15 protein-coding genes and 2 pseudogenes are annotated in these 19,840 nt (G+C 55.9%); 11 read left to right on the top strand and 6 right to left on the bottom strand.

All coding sequences use genetic code 11. The features are described 5' to 3' along the window. The first annotated feature begins 502 nt into the window (after nucleotides 1–502). The 3 genes from ACYPXD_RS29845 to ACYPXD_RS29835 are packed head-to-tail and all read left to right on the top strand — an operon-like array spanning nucleotide 503 to nucleotide 5,503. Nucleotides 503–1,624 carry a hypothetical protein gene (locus ACYPXD_RS29845; RefSeq protein WP_459720295.1) on the top strand — a complete coding sequence of 374 codons (1,122 nt, stop codon included), beginning with the start codon at nucleotides 503–505 and terminating at the stop codon, nucleotides 1,622–1,624. Next, a complete protein-coding gene (locus ACYPXD_RS29840) occupies nucleotides 1,614–3,416 on the top strand; it encodes a hypothetical protein (RefSeq protein ID WP_459720292.1) in 1,803 nt (600 codons plus the stop codon). The genes ACYPXD_RS29845 and ACYPXD_RS29840 overlap by 11 nt, the downstream gene beginning before the upstream one ends. Then, a complete protein-coding gene (locus tag ACYPXD_RS29835) occupies nucleotides 3,413–5,503 on the top strand; it encodes a helicase-related protein (RefSeq protein WP_459720290.1) in 2,091 nt (696 codons plus the stop codon). Before ACYPXD_RS29840 ends, ACYPXD_RS29835 begins: the two co-directional genes overlap by 4 nt. Nucleotides 5,504–5,803: 300 nt before the next feature. On the opposite strand, the gene ACYPXD_RS29830 is transcribed toward ACYPXD_RS29835, so the two are convergent. Beyond that, complete coding sequence (locus ACYPXD_RS29830; protein WP_459720287.1) at nucleotides 5,804–6,043, bottom strand: helix-turn-helix domain-containing protein; 240 nt, start codon at nucleotides 6,041–6,043, stop codon at nucleotides 5,804–5,806. A gap of 79 nt (nucleotides 6,044–6,122) precedes the next feature. Here ACYPXD_RS29830 and tnpA (ACYPXD_RS29825) point away from each other — a divergent pair. The 7 genes and pseudogenes from tnpA (ACYPXD_RS29825) to ACYPXD_RS29795 all read left to right on the top strand — a co-directional run. Continuing rightward, nucleotides 6,123–6,512 (top strand): annotated as a pseudogene (gene tnpA, locus ACYPXD_RS29825) (IS66-like element accessory protein TnpA); the annotation flags it as partial. A 37-nt stretch (nucleotides 6,513–6,549) separates the two neighbouring features. After that, nucleotides 6,550–6,756: an IS66 family insertion sequence element accessory protein TnpB gene (tnpB, locus tag ACYPXD_RS29820; protein WP_459720284.1), complete on the top strand. Its 207-nt coding sequence runs from the start codon at nucleotides 6,550–6,552 to the stop codon at nucleotides 6,754–6,756. Nucleotides 6,757–6,786: 30 nt separating this feature from the next. Continuing rightward, a complete protein-coding gene (gene tnpA / locus ACYPXD_RS29815) occupies nucleotides 6,787–7,137 on the top strand; it encodes an IS66-like element accessory protein TnpA (RefSeq protein ID WP_459720280.1) in 351 nt (116 codons plus the stop codon). Next, nucleotides 7,137–7,484: an IS66 family insertion sequence element accessory protein TnpB gene (gene tnpB / locus ACYPXD_RS29810; protein WP_459720277.1), complete on the top strand. Its 348-nt coding sequence runs from the start codon at nucleotides 7,137–7,139 to the stop codon at nucleotides 7,482–7,484. The genes tnpA (ACYPXD_RS29815) and tnpB (ACYPXD_RS29810) overlap by 1 nt, the downstream gene beginning before the upstream one ends. Before the next feature lie 30 nt (nucleotides 7,485–7,514). Next, nucleotides 7,515–9,100: pseudogene (gene tnpC, locus ACYPXD_RS29805) on the top strand (IS66 family transposase). A gap of 28 nt (nucleotides 9,101–9,128) precedes the next feature. Further along, nucleotides 9,129–9,626 carry a P-loop NTPase family protein gene (locus tag ACYPXD_RS29800; RefSeq protein ID WP_459720274.1) on the top strand — a complete coding sequence of 166 codons (498 nt, stop codon included), beginning with the start codon at nucleotides 9,129–9,131 and terminating at the stop codon, nucleotides 9,624–9,626. A 391-nt stretch (nucleotides 9,627–10,017) separates the two neighbouring features. Beyond that, nucleotides 10,018–10,635 carry a hypothetical protein gene (locus ACYPXD_RS29795; protein ID WP_459720271.1) on the top strand — a complete coding sequence of 206 codons (618 nt, stop codon included), beginning with the start codon at nucleotides 10,018–10,020 and terminating at the stop codon, nucleotides 10,633–10,635. Nucleotides 10,636–11,409: 774 nt separating this feature from the next. Here ACYPXD_RS29795 and ACYPXD_RS29790 read toward each other — a convergent pair. From ACYPXD_RS29790 to ACYPXD_RS29770, 5 genes are all read right to left on the bottom strand, one after another. Beyond that, nucleotides 11,410–12,774, bottom strand: coding sequence for a hypothetical protein (locus ACYPXD_RS29790; protein ID WP_459720268.1), 1,365 nt, complete (start codon nucleotides 12,772–12,774; stop codon nucleotides 11,410–11,412). Nucleotides 12,775–12,855: 81 nt separating this feature from the next. After that, entirely contained in the window at nucleotides 12,856–15,084 is a 2,229-nt protein-coding gene (locus tag ACYPXD_RS29785; protein ID WP_459720265.1) for a helicase HerA domain-containing protein, read from the bottom strand. Between the two features lie 777 nt (nucleotides 15,085–15,861). After that, complete coding sequence (locus ACYPXD_RS29780) at nucleotides 15,862–17,370, bottom strand: transposase family protein (protein ID WP_459720260.1); 1,509 nt, start codon at nucleotides 17,368–17,370, stop codon at nucleotides 15,862–15,864. Nucleotides 17,371–17,502: 132 nt separating this feature from the next. Continuing rightward, on the bottom strand, nucleotides 17,503–17,973 hold the full coding sequence (locus ACYPXD_RS29775; protein WP_459720257.1) for a hypothetical protein: 471 nt from the start codon (nucleotides 17,971–17,973) through the stop codon (nucleotides 17,503–17,505). Nucleotides 17,974–18,356: 383 nt separating this feature from the next. Further along, nucleotides 18,357–18,569 (bottom strand): helix-turn-helix transcriptional regulator, encoded by a 213-nt coding sequence (locus tag ACYPXD_RS29770; RefSeq protein ID WP_459720253.1) that lies wholly within the window; start codon nucleotides 18,567–18,569, stop codon nucleotides 18,357–18,359. Nucleotides 18,570–18,593: 24 nt separating this feature from the next. Between ACYPXD_RS29770 and ACYPXD_RS29765 the strand changes: the two genes are divergently transcribed. Beyond that, the gene (locus ACYPXD_RS29765) at nucleotides 18,594–19,820 is read left to right on the top strand and encodes a helix-turn-helix domain-containing protein (protein WP_459720250.1); all 1,227 of its coding nucleotides are present in this window, start codon (nucleotides 18,594–18,596) and stop codon (nucleotides 19,818–19,820) included. The last annotated feature ends 20 nt before the right edge of the window (nucleotides 19,821–19,840 follow it).

Below are 19,840 nucleotides of genomic sequence, written 5' to 3'. Positions count from 1 at the left end.
CCATCGGAAAGCCCTGGCGCGGGCCCCCAAAGACACTGACGCCGTCGCACCGCGTCTTCGCTTCCGCTAACGGTTCGAGCATAACGTGCAAGCGGCTTTTCGCTTCCATAACGCTGCATTGGCGAGGCGGGCCAAGCGGAGAGTTGTGCTTGCCGCGCGGACCGATCCACGCGCCATACAGCGTGCACGCCCATACCGAGCAGTAGTCGCAATGCGGTCGAGGGAGAGCTTTGACAGGGGCCGACTCGCACGGGTATCCTGGCACCAATGCTGGTGTTTACCTTTCATGACAAGAGGTCTGGCTTTCCCCGTCAACGTCTCCTGTTACCCCGCTGTCAATTACGCAATATCGACAATTCCCATAAAAAGTTTAGCGACTACGTTCAAATTTCTTAGTGCAATCTGCGCTCCCGCTTTGATCGTTTTGTTGCCTTCGAATTGCTGCTACTATCCGGACCGTATTTGATTGACTAGAGACCTATGAATACTTTTTGGATAACCAATGTCGTCAAGCTTGTTTTGGAACAATCCATCAGATATAGATCAAAAGCGGGCAGCCGATCCGTTGGGCTTCGACGCCCTGCGCGAGGCGATGTCTGACGATCTCGCTCCGTTGCTAACTGGAGTAACCAGAAGTGCCGATGAGTATTTGTGGACCGTCATCGGCCTAAGGTGGGCGAAAGAAGCCACTAAAGCAAACGTCGACGCGGAGTTGTTCGGTGACGGATTCGCCCCGTTCGAGCGAGCGCTCAAACAGTTCTGGTGCAAGTTCGACACGGCAAATCAATGGCACATAGCTGGCATTACAGTCGTACGGAGTCTTTGCGAAGGCAAACGGCCTGACATCAGCCGCCCCATTCTTGCCGATCAGCGGGCCACCGGACTCGTCGGTAACTACATCGTCTCGCTACGCGGCTTAGGTGTTGTGCAGGACGGTTCGCTCCAGATTATCGATAGCGTTGTTGGAAATCTCTTGCAGGATGTGGACTTTCCCCAAGACCGTAAGTGGATTTCATCGTGGGACGCTTTGGAAAAGGCATGCCGTAAGGTCGATCTTCGTGCGGCACGCAAGCGCCTCGGCAGGTTGCTTTTCAGCGGCGCCAATAGTCGAATGAGGTTAGCTGCGCTCGCGGCTCTGCGTCGTCCTCTGGCTCAGTCATGGTCAGAAACACATCTGCGATGCCTCGACGCCGAGCAACGCCGACTCGCTCGAGCGACGAAGCTGGTCACTCAACTTGAGCGTGCCGCGCTGGACGTCTTCGCGGAGATGTTGCAAGGTGTCGAAGCCATCGCCTCGTCAAAGGCGCGAGCGCTGCGGACCCTAGCATCGGCTGCGCAACGAACCAATCCATTTCCGACTGCATGGCAGGCGAACAACCCGATCGCTGTGGCGCTGCGAGAAGGAATAGATCAACTCGCTCAAAGCGAGAATCCGGTAAATACCCTTTATCGAATGCATCTAGCGGTTACGCGCGATGCCCGGCGGGGAACACCTTGGTTGGATGCTATCGGACAGCACTCGGTCTATTCCGACTGGCGCCCCGCCACGCAACGCCGCGATTTCCGTTTTTCAAATCTCAGGGCTTTGGTCCGTCAAACAGGATGGAAAGCTCATGCGGCTTGAAGTAACTGCCTCACTAGAGGAAAGCTGGCTAAACGTCTTTCGCGAGCTAGGAGCACCGCAAGCGTTGCTAGCGTGCACGTTCACCTTCAATGGCGACTTTTTTGCCGACCTCCTTGCCCGATTCAGCAATGCCGCATGCGAATCGCCCGAAGGGGTAGCGTGGTCGCCGTCCACGGTCCTGGTTGACGTCATATGTGACCGCTCGAACTACAAGGGGCACAAGCTCGGATTCAATGTGTCATTCTGGCCCAATTCCCGACGGCTCTTTCATCCCAAGCTCCTTATCGCGCTCTTTGAACATCAAGTAGTCTGGTCCGATGGATCATCGAATTTGACGAGAGCAGGTTGGCGCGCGAATCGTGAGATCGCTATGTTCCATCGGCCGGGTGACACTCGATTGCCAAAGGATCTACAGGTTCTGCTTGATGCGCTCGGTGACGTCAGAAGTGCACAACTGATTCGACGGCAAAGCACGCAAGCGCGAGCGGACGACTTCGGTGGAGCATTCGTTACGAGCCTGAACGAACCAATCGGCCCGCGATTTTTATCTTCGAAGGCGCCGCGCGACGCGGAGGAGATTCACCTCATCGCCCCATTTTTTGAGCGACATGAGCCGGGTGACGGCTCCGTGGATAAAACATGGCTGGAACGACTGGCCACCCGATATCCGGACGCGCAGTTTCATGTCTATCTTCCGCAACTCGAAAAGTCGCCCCTTCGCGTGCAGGGCAATCGCGAAGTTTTCGAGCCGCTCGCGGACAGGCTTTTGTTGTATCCGGTTCCGCCCGCGCGCGGGCATCTGCACGGCAAGTTGGTCGGCATTGTGCATAGGCCGAAGCGTGTTCGACGGGTGTGGATGCTCGCGGGGTCGCCGAATATGACGCAAGCCGCGTTGCTTACCAAGCCCTCGTCCGGCAACGTGGAGTGCGCCTGGATCTTTGACGCAGTATGGGAAAAGATTCACGCGATGCTATTCGATCCACTGCAAACAAAAGGTGTCCCGCTCGACGAGGTTGAATTCCAACCGCCCGAGATCAATCGGAACAAAGTTTGGATGCCATTGAAGAGTGCGATCTACGAGCCGTTCAAGCGTGAACTCCGAATCGAATGGGTTTCGTCGGAAGCTGCGTCGAGTACGGAGTTGCGCTACGCGCGCAAGGTGGTCAAGGTGGCGCGCGGGACATGCAGCAACTTCGACCTTGCGGAAGGTGAAGCCTGCCTCGTCACCCACAAACGGGGCGGCGGATATGAAGTCGGATACTTCCCCATCTTCATCGAACCCGAGCAGCTTCCTGCTTGCGAAGAAGTCACGACGGACCCTGCGCCGGAGGATTGGCTCGCCATGATGGGCGCAATGACGGGCCGAGGGTTGCCAGGTACGAAATGGAAGATCGCAAAGCGGAGCAAAGGCGATGAGCAGTCGCGCTGTGATTTTCAGTGGTCCGATCGAGTTCGCGAACTTGCAAGCCGCATTCGGTACTTCGAAAGAAGCATGCTCGAACCAACAACGCCTGGATTGGAGCGCACCTATCTGACGCGACTCCTCGACCACATTTTCGATGTGCATGCTCCGGCGGCCGGCGCCGACGAGATCGAGAAAGTTTGGCACGCATGGGTACGCCTCGAACTATGGCAAGCAGCTGAAGCGCTGGCCGCACGCGTGCGCGGGAATGAACGCACCCGGTGGCAGCAACGCTCGAAACGATTTTGCTCAGGTATTGCCAAAGGTCTTCCGGTCCATCTTCGCCCGCAATTTCGAGTTGCAATCGAACAACTCAAGGGGGGCGCATGATCGCGTTTGGAGTTGGGAAGGATATCGACCTTTCCCTTTCAGGCGACGAAATAGGCAAGGCGTACAGGCAGGAATTGCTGAACCAAAACGCACGATCGCAAGGCATCTACGACCGTCTTTACGACAAGGACGAACCCGGCGTCCTTCTCGCCGACGAGGTAGGCAAGGGAAAGACGTATGTGGCACTAGGCGTCGCGTTTGCAGCGCTGGCGCGCAAGAAGGGCGCCAAAATCCTCGTGCTTACTCACAGCAGACGCATGGCCGAAGTTTGGCAGCGCCGTTGGGATGAGATTTCGCGCTGCGTCAGCGAAGAGCGCATTGCTGAATGGAAAAGCTGCGGAAAGAAGCTTTACTCAAACCTCAGCATGTTCGAATCGGACGCCGCGAACGGGACGCTGCCCAACATCTCATTTTCCTCGTACGAGACATTGAAGAAGTACGGTTCCGATAGTCGCGACGCCGGATTCCTTCGCGCCGCTCTCAAGCAGTCGGTAAGGTCTGTCGGTATACGGCTCCAGGATGCTGAGCGCAACCAGCTCATCAAGAAAGTGCTGGATTGTGACCTCCGTACGGTGCAAGACGAACAAATATCCCCAGCGCAGGCTCGTCGCATCAACCTCTTGCTGGACCCGAAAACCCGCGACTGGAAGGAAGGAGTGCATCCTCAAGTTGAGAACGAACTCGACCATATTCAGGCTCGTGCAAGTCTTAATGGGACACGATTCGACTTACTGATAGTCGATGAAGCACACAAGCTGGACGGCACCGTTCGACATCGCGTGGTGTCGCGACTACTTCACAATCGCTTCAAGAAATGCCTCCTGGTAACAGCGACGCCTTTCGCGTTATCTGTGGAGCAGTTCCGCAAGCGCCTGTTCGACTTTTCGCACGCGATCGGCGTACCGAAGGCGTTCAAGGATGAGATATCAGACCTCGCCCTCGATGATTTCCGGCAGGCCGTCGCGCGCCGTGCGCCGTACCCGGCCAAAGCAGAACTTGAGCGGAAGCTGCGCCGACATATGGTGCGAGCATCGTGGGATCACGAATCTGAGCGCGCGGTGCAGCATTGGGCCGGAAGGACAAACTCGGACGCCTTGCTACCCACGCTGTTGCTTGAACGTAGTATGGAGAGCGTATTGGCGTCCGGCAGTAGAACGCATATCGCCAGCCGCCGCGAATCGTTCTGCTCGTCATGGCCTGCAGCCCGAAAGTCCCTCGAGCTCTCGCCACTCGCCGCTGTCGACAAGCATTGGACAAACGCTTTTTGGGCCGTGGTTGCGAAGCACGAGGTCAATGATCCCAAGCTCCGGATTGCAGTAGAAAAGCTCGCTGAACTGGTCAGCAAGAACACCAAGGTAGTGGTGTTTACTCAGCGGATCGAGACTTCCAAGGCATTAACGAAGATGCTTTCCAAGCATCCGGCGGTCGAAAAGTATTCCGATGTGATGAGCCACCGCGCGGAGAAATTTCGGCGCAACATCGATAAGATTGTAAAGTGGCTTGATCTTGAGCCCGACTGTGCCGCTGGCGTTGCGAAAATCATGTCGCATTCCCAGGATTGCCCACCGATCGAAATGTCTGCCGTCAAGAATTGGTGGCGTAGGCATTTGAAGCACCTACGCGAAGCAAAGATGGATACATGGAAATCGCTAGAGCCTTTGGTGGGAACCGGTCGACGCTTGCCCGTCGTCGTTCGTCACGACGCGGAAACTGATGACGAAGAAAGAAACGTGGAAAAGTTCAATCTTCCGTCGTCTCCTCTTGTATTGATCGCTACGCCAAAGGCTCAGGAAGGGATAGATCTCCATCACTATTGCCGACATGTGGTTCTTTTCGATCTGACGTGGAACCCTGCCGCAATGGAGCAGCGGATTGGTCGGGTTCACCGGCTCGGGGGCAGCCGGCGTACGAATGAGAAGGTGGAGGTGATTTATTGCTATCAAGCGGGCACATACGAACAGACTATGGCTCGTCGCGTGCAGCAGCGTTGCGAGATGATGCGCGTCCTGCTTGGGGCTGGGCAGTGGCTTGATGCAGAGCAGGAAGTCGAAGAATTGGAGCGGTATAGGATGAGTTTTCCGGCATAGTCGTTGGGACAGGCTTTCCACGTCTGTCATCGACGGCATGCGCGTGCAATGCGGCAATACAGCGCCACAAGCCGACTCGTCAGTCTTTTTGATGGCAGTTGCATCGTAAGGATCTTCGCGCGTTTTCAGAGGCTATCCTTGACTGCCGAGAGACGCGAGACTGTCAGAGATTTTGTATTCAAGGCATAGCATGCACGCAGAGGAGTTGTGTGCCGCGCAAACCGAAATCAGGGCCCGAGGGCCCGACTGAATTGCCGAGTACCCCCATTCAGAGCCTCATACAGGGCCCGCGGCGCGTCATCAGGGATCTCGATCGTTCGGCACGAGTCTTCCCACGCCTGTAGCAATTCTTCGGCGTCTCGATCTCGCAAGCGAAAAACCTCGACAATCCTCAGCAAATCTACGCGTCGGGCGGCCTTTGCGCCCCACTTCGAGCGAAGACAGGTACGACTGCTCGTAGCCGAACTTTTCGGCGGGATCGGATTGCCTGAGGTTGCTGCGCGGTCGGAACTCGTGAAGAAGAATGCTAAAAGGACTCATGAAACCTGCTGTGTAAGCGAGTTCCCCGTACCGTCTGGAACTGACCGTTGAATTTGGCTACTTTGATGTCCACCAAATTATGGTGGACGCAATCGTGGACAGACCAACACAAGCCAAACGCATCAAACGCCCGAACTTCCCGGTGGAGTTCAAACGGCAGATTGTCGAAGCAACGCTGCAGCCCGGCGCATCGGCCGCACTGATCGCGCGCGAGCATGCGGTGAACGCCAATCTGCTGTTCAAATGGCGTCGCCACTACCTGGCTGGAGATTACGGCATGCCCGACATTGCGGCACAGGCGACGCCTGAACCCGCGACACTGAACTGGCTGCCTGTAGCGGTTGCACAGCCGGTGCCAGTTACACCCGAAGAACCCGCATGCCCACCACCGCATGTCGGCCACATGTATGAGATCGAATGCGGCGAAGCGAAACTGCGCCTGAGCGGCGACATCTCCACCGCCACCCTGATCGAGATCGTGGTAGTCTGTCGCGGTGAACGTGCTGATGTTGCCGTCCGCCGTTGGCCTGCCCGGCGGATCTCGCGTGTGGCTCGCCGCCGGCGTCACCGACATGCGAGCGGGCTTCAACAGCCTCGCCGCGAAGGTGCAGACCGTGCTCGAGCGAGATCCGTTCAGTGGTCACGTCTTCGTCTTCCGCGTAAGCGAGTATCGAGTACCGTCTGTTCATGACGAAGCTGCCTGGGCATTCTGATTCCCACCAGATCTAGTGGGAATCAGAGCAATGGAATTGAACGCACCAGGGCGGCAACGAGGCTCAAAGAACTACACGAAAGAGTTTCGGGAGATGGTGGCCGCCCAGGCAAACGAGCCGGGACGTTCGATCTCGGAGGTTGCGCAGGAGCACGGGCTGAATGCGAACATGGTGGCGAAATGGCGACGTGAGCGCGCACGGGTCGATGCGACCGGTCTGATGCCGGCAGAAGAAACGTTCCTGCCTGTGCAAATGCCACCGTCGCCGCGACAGCAGATGGCCATCATCGTGGAACGGGGACCCGTTCGCGTGCGCCTTGAAGGCCCACCTGATCTTGATGTGCTGCGTGCCGTGCTGACCTGCTTGCGTGATGTTCCGTGATGCTAGGCCTACCATCGGGTACACGCGTGTGGTTAGCTGCCGGCGTCACCGACATGCGCGCGGGCTTCAACAGTCTCGCCGCGAAAGTGCAGACCGTTCTCGAGCGCGATCCGTTCAGCGGTCATGTGTTTGTCTTCCGCGGCAGGCGCGGTGACCTGCTCAAGGTCCTCTGGTGGAGCGGCGACGGGCTGTGCCTGCTCATGAAGCGTCTTGAGAAGGGGCGCTTCGTGTGGCCACAGGCGACCGGCGGAACGATATTGCTGAGTCCCGCACAACTCTCGATGCTGCTCGAGGGCATCGACTGGCGTCAGCCGACGCGCACCGGCGCGCCCATGTCCGCGTGGTAAACGTCGCCGCCGACACGTAAACTGTCGGACATGAGTTCGGCCGACACCCTTCCCGATGACATCGATGCGCTCAAGGCGCTACTGCGCCAGCGTGACGCGCAGCTCGAGCACATGCAGGATCTGCTCGTCTCGCGCGATGCGGTCATCGCCACGGGCAAGGCCAAGATCGAACACCTGAAGCTGCTGATTGCGAAGTTGCGCCGCATGCAGTTCGGCCGCAAGTCGGAGAAGCTCGATCGCCAGATCGAACAGCTCGAACTGCGACTTGAAGAGCTCGAAGCAGACGAAGGTGCCACGCCAATCGAGATTCCGAAGACGCCGCGCACAACACCCGAACAGACGCCGCGCAGCCACTACCGGAACATCTACCGCGAGAGGTACAAACGCATCTGCCGGAATCGGCCGGGACATGCACAGCCTGCGGCGGGCAGATGAAACTGCTCGGTGAGGACGTCGCCGAGCAACTCGAGTACGTGCCGGCGAGCTTCCGTGTGATCCGTCACGTACGCCCGAAGTTCGCATGCGCTTGCTGCGATTACATCGCACAGGCACCAGCGCCGAGTCGTCCCATCGAACGCGGACTCGCCGGTCCGGGTTTGCTCGCCCATGTGCTCGTTGCGAAGTTCGCGGACCACATCCCGTTGTATCGGCAGTCGGTCATGTACGCGCGCGAAGGCGTCGAGCTCGATCGTTCGCTGCTTGCGAAGTGGGTCGGGCATGGTGCGAAGCTCCTGCAACCACCCGTCGATGCACTACGGCGTCACATGATGGCGGCAACGAAACTGCACGCTGACGACACGCCGGTTCCCGTGCTGGCGCCGGGCAACGGCAAGACGAAGACTGGGCGCCTATGGGTTTATGTACGTGACGATCGCGCATCGGCAAACATGACGCCGCCGGCCGTGTGGTTCGCTTATACGCCTGACCGCAAGGGCATCCACCCACAGCAACATCTCGAAGCGTTCGGCGGCACGCTGCAGGCCGATGCATATGGCGGATATCAAGCGATCTACGAAACCGGCCGCGTCACTGAAGCCGCGTGCTGGGCGCACGCCCGACGACAGTTCTACGAGTTGCATGCGTCGCGTCCGAATGCGCTGAACACCGAAGCCCTTGAGCGCATCGGTGCGCTCTACAGGATTGAAGAAGCGATCCGTGGCAAACCACCCGACGAGCGTCGCGCGTATCGACAGGAGCACGCGCGCCCGTTACTTGATCAACTTCACGCGTGGCTCGCCGCCATGCTGGAGAGGCTGTCGAAGAAATCCGACACGAGCCGGGCCATCCTCTATGCGCTGAACCGCTGGGAAGCGCTCACGCGATATTGCAGCGACGGCCAGCTCGAGATCGATAACCTGCCGGTCGAGCGAGCATTGCGCGGGGTGGCCATCGGACGGCGAAACTACCTGTTCGCCGGCGCCGACTCGGGCGGCGAACGCGCGGCCGCAGTCTACAGTCTCATCGGTACCGCAAAGCTCAACGACATTGATCCCGAAGCGTACCTGCGCTTCGTGCTGGCCCGCATCGCCGATCGTGCGATCAATCGCGTCGACGAACTGATGCCGTGGGCCATCGCCGATCAATTGGGCAGCGGCGCCCGACTAACAGGCGATTGACCAATGGGTTCCACAGATGAGTACCCGCATGAATCTGGATAGAACGCTGATAGTGGGGAACTCGGGTTCCGGAAAAAGCTGGCTCGCGGAACGAATCGCGAATCACCTGGGATCGCCTTGTGTAGACCTGGATTTAATTCATTGGCTTCCGGGCGGGTACAACATCGCCCGCGAGCGCGATGAGGCCGTTCAACTACTGCGAAATGCCGTCACAACCGATCGCTGGGTCGTTGAAGGTATTTACGGCGCGCTCGTCAATGAGATCCGTGACGACTCAACCGCGCTGATCTGGGTATGTCTTGATGAAGCTGAATGCGTTGAGAATATCCGTCAGCGCGGTATTCGTCGTGGCGGGGACACAGCGTCATTCGCAGCGTTGCTGGAATGGGCTTCGACGTATCGCAGCCGTCAGGGATCGAGTTCGTACATTGCACATCAGCAACTGTTTGACGACTACGCGCTCGACAAGCGGATTCTTCAATCACGCGATGACGTAACGGCCTTCCTGGATCGTTGGGGAGCGTAGGCTTTGTGCGGTCCGCCATGCGCCGGGCACACCGAGATTACAACGAGTGTGTCAAGACGGCATCGGCTACACGCTTACACTGCTGTTCGTTGTACTGCAGGCATTAACACGCAGGCGATGGAGGGCTTCGATGGGTCCAGTTTATGCCGCGTGCATCGGTCTCCTTTCGGGCCGAGAACGGACACTCATCATCCCGTGATGACTGTCGAAAATTGGTCGCGAACTGCACTCCAATTTGCGAAGTTGAGCGATCGCTTCAGGCTAACTAAGCGCGGGTCCCTCTCGGTAGCGGCAAGGCCGCCGCATGGATCCGAAGTGCCGGACTGTATGATTTCGGTACACTAGGCTCCGGAATTCCGGGTATGTCTGCGCGTAGTGAGGACACAGGCCCATGGACACGATACTAAAAAACGCAATCGCTTCTATTCAGATTGGGGCTGAGGATTACCTATCCGGGGACGAACGGAGAGGTCTTTCTGCTGTGCGCAATCTGACAGCCGGCATATTGCTGCCATTCAAGGAAAAACTGCGCCAACTCTCACCCCCGGATTCGGACGAAGCCCTAATTAAAAAGAACATCCGACCAGTGCGCAAGCAAGATAACAGCATCGGCTTCCGGGGAGAAGCCAAGAAGACGGTTGATGTTCAAGATATCAAAGAGCGATTCAAATCACTCAACATTGTCGCGGACTTTGTTCGATTGGATGAAGTGGTACGTCTTCGCAATGACATCGAGCACTATCGAACAAGTGCTACGACGGAAAGCATCCGCGAAGTATTAGCAAAGTCGTTCATTGTCATCCGCGACTTCATCGCTACCCAACTTAATGAGGACCCGGCTGAGTTGCTTGGCGACAAGACTTGGGCCGCGCTTCTTGACAGAACGAAGTTTACGAACGCGAACTCGATTCGTGCCGAGCAACGATGGACGAAATCGACTGGAAGTCGCCGGCGGGAGAACAAGTTGCCCGCCACATTCGCTGCAGTCATTGTGGTTCCGAGCTGGTGAAGCCGGTGAATTCGGAAGTCGAGTCTCTCGAACAACTCGCCTTCAGCTGCGCGTCCTGTAGGCAGGATTTCGACTTCGACGACGTCATCGAGGCAGCGGTCGCGGACTGCTATTTTGCGGACAGCTACATCGCCATGACTGATGGCGGCGACCAGCCTATAGCAATCTGCCCAGAATGCACTAGGGACACGTTTCTCCTCGAGGATGGACGTTGCATCGCATGCTCGGGGAGACTGCAATTCACCCGATGCGCGGCGTGTAGTGAGGCGCTTGGACCGGATGACCAAAACAACAATGGACTTTGCAGCTACCACGCCTGGCAAGCCGAAAGGGATGACTGAGCGCGATCCCGTAGCGTCAGCACAACACGTTGATTGCACAAATCCGGGTGACCGCTCTTCGATAAACTGCGGTACCCGCCGTGGTGACCTGAAGGTCAGCAACGGATCGTCACCGGTCGCTCCAGTCGCCGAGCTGAGATGCGATGGCTTAGTGCAGCACATGCCTCACGGCTTGTGTCAGACTCTTTTGTCGCAAGATGGCTGCGCTAACCGTGTCGCGCAGTGCTCGTGTCAACATCTCTTTCCCCGGGTCGTGATCACGAGCACCGCTAATCGAATGAGTTTATTCGGGTTGCTGTGTCAGACTCTATTGTTCGTTCACACCTGTGTATGCACTTGAAGCAAGCGCAAGCAGACGTTGACAACACGATATATCGCATAAACGGCGGTCACGAATAACTGGTGATCATGACATGCGCTAGCTCATCCAGCGTTAACTCTTTTTCACTCCCTGAATGTGTTCGCGCGCCAATTTCTCCAACACCCTCTCCCCCATGTTGAGCGGAATCGCTGCCTCAGCGTGTGCAGCAATCAACGGTATAACGGCATTCGGGTAACGCATCGAAACAAGCATATCCAGTAGATCGAGCATGTCGGGTAGACGGGGAAACTGTAGCGGGTTCGCCGTTGAGCGATCATCTTGAGCGTCTGACAAAATCGCGCTGATCCCAACGATCATCGCACCAGAAGCAGTCTTATATAAGAACGGTCGACCGTAATATGTATCCTTTCCGTGAGGCTTATCCGTGACGCTCGGGACTACATACTTCTTGATGTATGGATCATCTATTAGCAAAACCGATTGTTTTGCAATGCGCCCTGGCGTTTTTATTTGGAACCCACCATTACCGACCGTGTCTTCTGAAGGCTGATCTCGCTCATGCTGTAAATCCTTGCTGCTTTTCTGATCTAAGCGGCACCAATGATCGAAAAAACGCCCACTTTTCTCTATACCAAATATCAGAAGCTGCTCGCCCGTTTCTTCGACAACGACATCGTTGATACGCTTGAGCTCAGCTTTGATTGCCTGACTTAACCATGCGGGATGTCCAAAAATCGCCAAGCTGCCGTCCATAATTATGGCGACGTCCCCAAACATGGACCAGTTCCCACTTATCCGACAAAGACGCTCCATCTCACGCACAAAGCCTACAAGGAATAAGTGCTCGAGGACTCGCATGACTTCACCGAAACATTCCCCGTTGCTAGCGAAATCACCAAATCCCTCATGGATACGGAGCGCGTCCGACAAATAAACCGGATATTTTCCGCAAGCACACTTACCAGACGCATAGTCAGCCGTAGGTGTGTCCGTCACAGCACAGATATCCATCAACGGGCAGTGTTGCTTGGTATCCTGTTGCCTGAGGGTGAGCAGTGCTTTGTACGTATCTAGAAGAGATTCTGCGTTTTCTGCAGGCTTAGTCTTCTCGAGCAACTCGGACCAGTCTCTACGAAAGGAGGCGCGCGCATCCGGCGCCCCTTTCGTGACCATATTGGTGCTTGCCAAAACGGCGGTAAAAGGCTGCGCGCCCTGAACCTTGTTAAACTTCACTGGATCGATAGACGGTTTATCGGATTCTGCTAGAAGGAGTTGCACGTCGATCAAGATTGTTGCGACGCTTACGAAGCCAAGCTCGGCCCCCGGAAAGCCCTGATCGTACTGGACCTCATGATGACTACCGTCTATTGCCACCACATAGCGCGGTTGCCATTGCCGACGTTTAACCTCAACGCCGCGCGCACGCGTATCGTCGGGATACTCGGGCTCTTGAAATTCCTGAAGCTTGCGCTTCAACTCCTCATTCTCAGTGAATCTACCGAGAATCTTGTGCTGAGCAAATTCGGCAGGACCATACGACACAATATTTACCCCTGTTTATAGAGCATTTTCATCAATATTGAGAGTAAAACGTTCGATTTGTATCGGATTGATATACGGGTTACTCAACATCTTTACTCGCAAAAATCCTCGGTTTTGAACGCGCAAAATCGAGTCTTCGAAATTAGAGAAATCATAAAATTTCTTCAGTTCGCGCGTCTCATCGGTATTGTTGAGATGTGAAATAAACCAGTTCGCGGTATTCTTCAGAATATTTTTCTGAATACTCGACACCTCCTGAGTTGCGTACACCAAGCCAATCCGATACTTGCTACCTTCCTTCGCTGTTCTAACCCAGACATCCTTTAGGTCATCGGCTTTGCTTGGGGGAAGTAAATTATGCGCCTCTTCAACGTAGATCAAGATGTCGGGTGGGGTTAGACCAGAAATAAATGCACGCTGATTTCCCTTAAAAACGGCCCACATGATTCTTCGTGCAGCAGCCTCATTCAAGTATGGGTCCCCGCCCGCTTGATCGATGATCACCAGCTTCCCGCTAACCAGTTCGTCATAGATCTCGACCGCAAAATCCTTAGTGTTATTGGGCTCATGATATGGCGAAAGTCTTGCAACAGATCGCGCGCCATTCGGATAGCGATACATTTCCAGCACTCTCAACAAATTCTGGTCGGCCCAGTTTTCACCACTATTTTTTGAATCAGAAATGTATTCATTGTTAAAGTCCACATATCCGCTGCTCCTGTCCGCGATGAACTGTGCGAGTGTCTCGAGGGCATTGCCGAGTTTTTCCCACGTCAGGGAACTGGCGTTTGCAACATCTAGAGCATTTGCTGCTGCCGTATACGTAACCCGAGCATCAGCGTTAGGGCTGGCACGCATAGCCGTTAGGAGTTTGGCGCTAAATAGACCGTTTCCTTTATAACCGCTGATATCGGGTGCCCTTAACGCCGAGGGCGCATCTAGCCCGCCCCTGCGCAGAAGCGCACGATACGCAAGAACCAAGCGTCTATAGCGTGTATTTTTGCTTCCGCTACCAATATCAGACGGAACCGACAGGTCGACCTCGCAAAAATTTTGGATATATTTCGCGGGATCGTCTGCAAGCAAATCACCTAGAATGCCTTTTCCAACAATCAACATGTCTAGATCTTCCGACACCTTTTCCTGATCGGACCAGTCTCGAACTTTGTTCCCAAACGCGTTGATGTGAAGCATCCTGCGATCAGGATCTGTCACCGGCTTGTTGAGACCGTATGTCACCACATCATTGATCGCGCCCGCGCGCTCGCGCCAGACATTCTTTAGTGCGTTTGCGGCAATATCGCCACCCCCTTGGGTGTTCTCGTTGGCGTATTCACCGTTGTAGTCGAATATAAGCTGGCCGATTTTTGCAGGAGACGTCTCGGCGTTGCGCAGTTCGTATATCGCCCGAGCGATGATTTTGGTCGTATTCGATTTACCCGTACGACTCATCCCGAAAAGTGCCGTCCGCTGAGCGAGCATGTCCGTCGGAGCAATTGAAACCCCGACTCCGTCGACGCCTTGCATGAGACGGTCGGTACTCGCGTAGCGCACCGTACCGATCGGCACAATGTAATCCCTGAGCGGGTGATCCGGCGTGAGTGATGGATCTCTGAAATTTACAATCTCGTCCAGTGCGTCGCCAATAGGTTTGTATATTTTCAGTCCGCTGTTGGGGTAAAAATTGCTCGTGTCAGATCCGAATCTAAGTTCGAACCCTCCATCCGGATCATCGCCTTTGCGGCCAAGATAAAACGTCCCGACCACTTCGCACTCGAGCCCAGCAAACGACAACTGATACCGAGTGTACGCATCCATATGCTCCTTCGTCTCCCAATGTGCAGCGTCGTTTCCTGTAGCTCGTCGTGCGGCCTCCGAGCGTATAACGTTATCCATCATGTCACTTGGCGTCGGCGCCGCGCCGAGCACGCGCAGCAACAGGACACACGCGTCTTCCTGATCCCAGACGATGGGATGCATCCAAGGCTGAACGCGTGACGCCACCAGATAGCTCAGATGAGGAATTCCTCCCACCTGCCGACGGTGATGGTCATGTACCTGAACAGTCACGACGCGATAGTCCAGCTTCAAAGACTCCCCGACATATTGCGTTCGCTGCACCAACTTCCCAAGAACCTCCGCCGCGCGTTCTGACTCCTTCTGCTGCTTGGTCAGTTCCGCGGCCTCCTTCTCTTGTTCGCCTCGCTTCTGAATAGTCTCAAATGGATTCGGTGCCTGACTCATCAATACTCCACGGGTAGATGACCTTCGGGTGAACAGATACACACTGGATTTACTAAAAGAGACGACCCAAAAACGGCCGACGCCTCATTTAAAATTACCTACATCCGCTAGTAAAAACTCCTCTCGACGGAGATTAAGTCGATATGCCGAGATCATTGAATTGACTCGACCATCCTGTATGTATCATCGGAAACTGGTATAGGTTCTTCGACGAAACATCTTCGCCTCGCGCGCCTAGCATAAGAAGCGATGATATCTACATCCATATTAAACTGCTAGTTTCCACACGAAACCAATGCCCAATTCTGGTCTGGAAAGGTCAAGGGAAGCTGACTTCGACCGTTGGTAGAGAGATTGCCCGATCTGATTCTCGGTCTCACTAAGCAAAACGCATAAACGATGAGCTTAAAGGTGATGCCGTAACTGCCTCGCAGGAGAAAAATGCAAAGTGGCCCTATGCGCAAAGTGGTGTAATGCAACCAAGGAAGAAAAAGAGCCTAAGCGGTATTGGACCTACGTCGAGGCGGAACGGCGCTTGTCGATTTGCTGCGGATCGGAAGAGGGAGAATGCACTGGCCAAAAGCTGATACCTAAACGTCGACCGCGCGAGGAGAATTTGTGACCGCCCGCACTTGGCAGCCGTAGCTCACGCTCCGCTGCCACCGTTTGCCTTAAGATTACGGATTCAACCGGTCGATGCAATGCAATCAAAATTGCGCGGGAAACAAGTGTGCTGTAAATGAAGCGAGAACGCGGATGGTCTTGCTGGTGGAATCATCATCCTTCAACATCGCGCGTCGCGCGTTTGACGAAATGGCGCCGCACGTAAGTTGCGCTGTTTGTTATTGAACAACTCGTCGTACCCGCAAACGCTATCTCGGTGTCGCCAGGGGTCTCCGGCATATAGAGGTAGTGCCTCCGGCTACTCTCCTGCCAGACCATGTGAGGTGTACGCCCTCGCAGGCCTCGGTGCGGAGCATGCTGGTAACAGTCTACGACCCAGCGCACAACGAGCCTTGTCAGGTCGTCAAGGGTGACGCATGCAAGATCGGCGGACTCATAGTCGCCACGCTGATGCGTGTTAGACCATGTTGTCCCCGGGATGCGGTGAAATAGCTGTTCTGCGATCGTTCGCATAAAGCGCTCGACTCGTCCCTTGTGCCAAGGTGCGCGGCTTGGACAATATGCAAGCTCAATGCCGAGGTCCGCACAGCCGTGCCTTAACCCGGTCCCGTGAAACTCCATACCGTTGTCGGTAACAACAAGCGCGGGAACACCTCGGGCTCGCCAGTCCGTGTTTTCAAGCCCGAGCTGCTGCAACAGAGCACCTTTACCCATCATGCCCATGCGAATCGCCGCACCAACCTCTTCCTGCCCCGGTGTCCGCGCACTGATCTGAAATCCGACGACCATGCGAGAGTGAGCATCCATAACGACGGTCAAGACTGGCCGCACTATGACCATGCGACGTTCCGGGCAAACGCATAAAAGATTCACTGGCGTATGGTCAATTTCCCAACGCTCATTGATGTGTTGCGTTCGTAGTGAACCGTATACGGCTCGGTACTTTTTCTTTGCAGCAAAACGCCCTTCACGAGCAACTGTCGTCATGTACCAATCGAGCGTATGGATATGACGGTAGAGCGTCGCGCGGCTGATTGCTGGTAGCGGCTCCGGGAGGTGTTTGTTTTTCTCTTCGATGGCCGAGATGACCCTGTCGTACAGTGATGCAACGGACGGCCGCTGACGGTTGAGATAGTGTGTCTCGATCGTGTCCTCAACAAGCTCGAGCAGGGAGCCGGTCAGGATGCTGATTCGCCCTTTGCGCTCATGCCGAGGAATGACGTCCACTGAATCCTCCGCGACTCGATACCGGCTCCTCCAGCGGCAGAAAGTGCGATAGCTCGGCGGTGCCTTCGCGTCAAGGCCAGTAGCAATCCGGGCGAGTACCGTCTCCGAGCGAAATCGACCTGTACATCCGTCGGCGGCCACAGCCCGTAGATATGCCAAGCGCATTTGCGCCTCCTGTACATCCTTTTCCTTGTACGTCGACGCATCGCGCCGCGAGACCTCAATCGCAGGCGCCACGGACTCAGCGATACTGTCGTGGTATACCTGCCATTTGCCGGATGCGTGGTGCGCCCATAACTCCGTTTCGCCGACACGCAACAGTTCTCCGTCCGCTGATTCCAGCTGGATTCGACCGTCAGGCAAACGCCTCAATACCGTCCAGCGGAGAGCGCCTTCAGAAAATGCGATGCCAGGTTTAAGCAAAAATCGGCGCATGTCGCATCTCCGGTGGGTCAACGAAGATCTCTGCCGTCGACAGAAACGGTGAATCGAGATCGATACCGGCTGCACCATTCGCGAGCCACGCGAGCGCGCGTGTTTTGGTACGGGCGAGGTGGATGAGAGCGCCTAAGGTGCAAGGACGCATCCGAAAGACGAGGTCTCGCGCGCCTCATTTGCTTCGTCGCGACCGATCCGACCTCGCCACGGGCGTAGTTGTCGCAATGTGTCACCACGAGTGCCGGCTCCAGTGATCGTTTCGTCCCAGACGTAGAGTGGATATCCCCGTTCCGCGAGACCTGCGCGCGCCAAGGCCAGGCGGTTCGCCACGGAAGGGCGACGAGTTTCGTACGTCGGCTTGACTTCAATGAACACAATCGTGCCGTCGCGCAGTGTTGCCTCATAGTCCGGCGTATAGCGGAAAGGATGCGCGAACGTGCCGAGCTGAAACTGCCGGCTTTGTGCACTACCGTAATGCATCACCTCCGGAGAGAATTCAAGAAGGAGCGCGGCTGCTTCCTCGCCCCAGCTATGCCAGGGCACGGAGGGCGGCGACTTGACAGAAGGCATGAAGCCACGATAGGTTATTTTTGAAGGCATGAGATCGTCTCCGGCGCCCATCAGGGCGCCTGGAGAAAGAGACGCCCGGTCCGTCTGGACGAGCGCCGACCGCGCGATTGGGGATTTCGCGCAACGTGGAGACGAACGGGATTGACTCGGCCGGCGAAGTGACTATACTGACGTTGTCCAGCGTAGTACAGCCGCGTTCAGCGGGTCGAGGAAGCCAGTCCATCTCTGATGTGATTGGCTTTTTCACTTTATGGCATCGATTTCTTCTCCTGGTCGAGTTCCCGAAGGCCCGAGGCAGCAAAGCTTCAACCAACGACTCTGCCGAAGCCGTCCAAGTTACAAGTCGTCGCGCAATCCAAATAGACTTCGGGCGGGCAACCCGCCGTCTCGGTAAATTACTGATGTTTGGAGTTTCATTGATTGTGCGCCGGTAGGACTTCTTCAGCGCTCCCGTGCGGCTCTACCAGCGTGTTCATCCAAACCGCGACATCCGCCGGCCGCCAGAAGCGCTGGCGTCCAATTCGAAGGCATGCGGGCGTCTCGCCTTTCAGATACATCGCGTCGAGTTTTCGGCGCGAGATCCGCAGGATCGCAGCAAATTCATTTGCCGTAAGCAGGGCTTCCATGAACGACTCCGCTAATGCACGTCGATGCATTTTCCGTGCACGTCAAAATTTTCGCCAGATGGGATGAAAACAGCAAATGCAACGCCGCGGCAGCGCGCAAAGTCAAAGTGGGTATGGCTTTGGCCTAGATGGAGTTCGCCCTTCGATGCCGCCGTTTCAGGCTGGAGAAACCTTGAGGATGCTGTCCTGCTGGGGGACCTCGGGTTAAGCGAAGGTTGGATAAGTGTGTACGGTCTGCAAGCGCATATTCGTTGGAGTCACTATGTGGAGCGCCTGCCGTTTCTCCCGCTCGTGGTCGACGATATCGCGGTATCGTGCAAGTATAAGTGGCCCGTAACCGCCAATCGGATTGATCGGCTTGCAGCCTCCTGCTTGCGGGAGTGCCTCGTGGACGATATAAGCAGGGCCGCATTCCGCGACGGTGTCGAGTTTCTTCTAGACTCCATCGGACTTGATGCGAAGGCAATCGAGGAAGCGGTCCGAAGCCCGGTCAGGTTGCTAAAGATTGCATACGCGCAATTGCAGCTACTGCCGAGGCGATCGGATGACGGTTTCGACCGGGCAGCATTCTGGTTGGTCCTGTTCGGCTGCGCAGTCGACGAGCTGCGATATCCCAACTGCTACTTCTGCTTCAGACACGCACGTCATGGCCACCGCTACTGTTTCGCGCACTCCCAGTCGATTGAATTCGAGGGGACAAGGGCACAGAAGGCGCGCCGATACTATCTTGGGAAAGAAACGGCCGTTACACTAGGTTGGGATCGCAGAAAGCCCGCGATTGAAGTACATGATGAGGTCGAGACCATGCCGAGCCTCATCGCGCGTCATCTATGGGGAACTTCAACTCGGGGAGACGGACGCATATTCAAACACATCCGAAAACGGCTCTCCGATTCGCCGAGCGTCCGACGGATGCTAGGTGACCGGATTCCTCGGGCAAACGCGACGCTCGAAGCATTGCTTCGCGACAAGCTAGACCCATTGGAGTTGTTGCCTCAAGCGTGGCCTGAGAAGATCGCACTGGCAGAACGCTGGCTATCGTCTGAGTCATATCAAACGCCCGGTACACGACCCGAATCCCGAGCTTTAACTGAAAAAATAAAACGTGCCGAGTGCCTTGCTTCGAAGGGGATGTCCCTCGCGCAAATCGCGAGAGCTTTGGGTTGTTCGAGCGCGACCATTCGAAGCTGGTGCGCCCGAGGGCGAGCTCCAAGCCTGTCGAAAATTCTTTCCGCTAGCCGTCGCTTGTAGCTTTTTGATGCTGCTGCGCG

The sequence above is a fragment of the Paraburkholderia sp. 2C genome (assembly GCF_054589215.1).
This window is presented reverse-complemented; position numbering and strand designations above follow the sequence as displayed.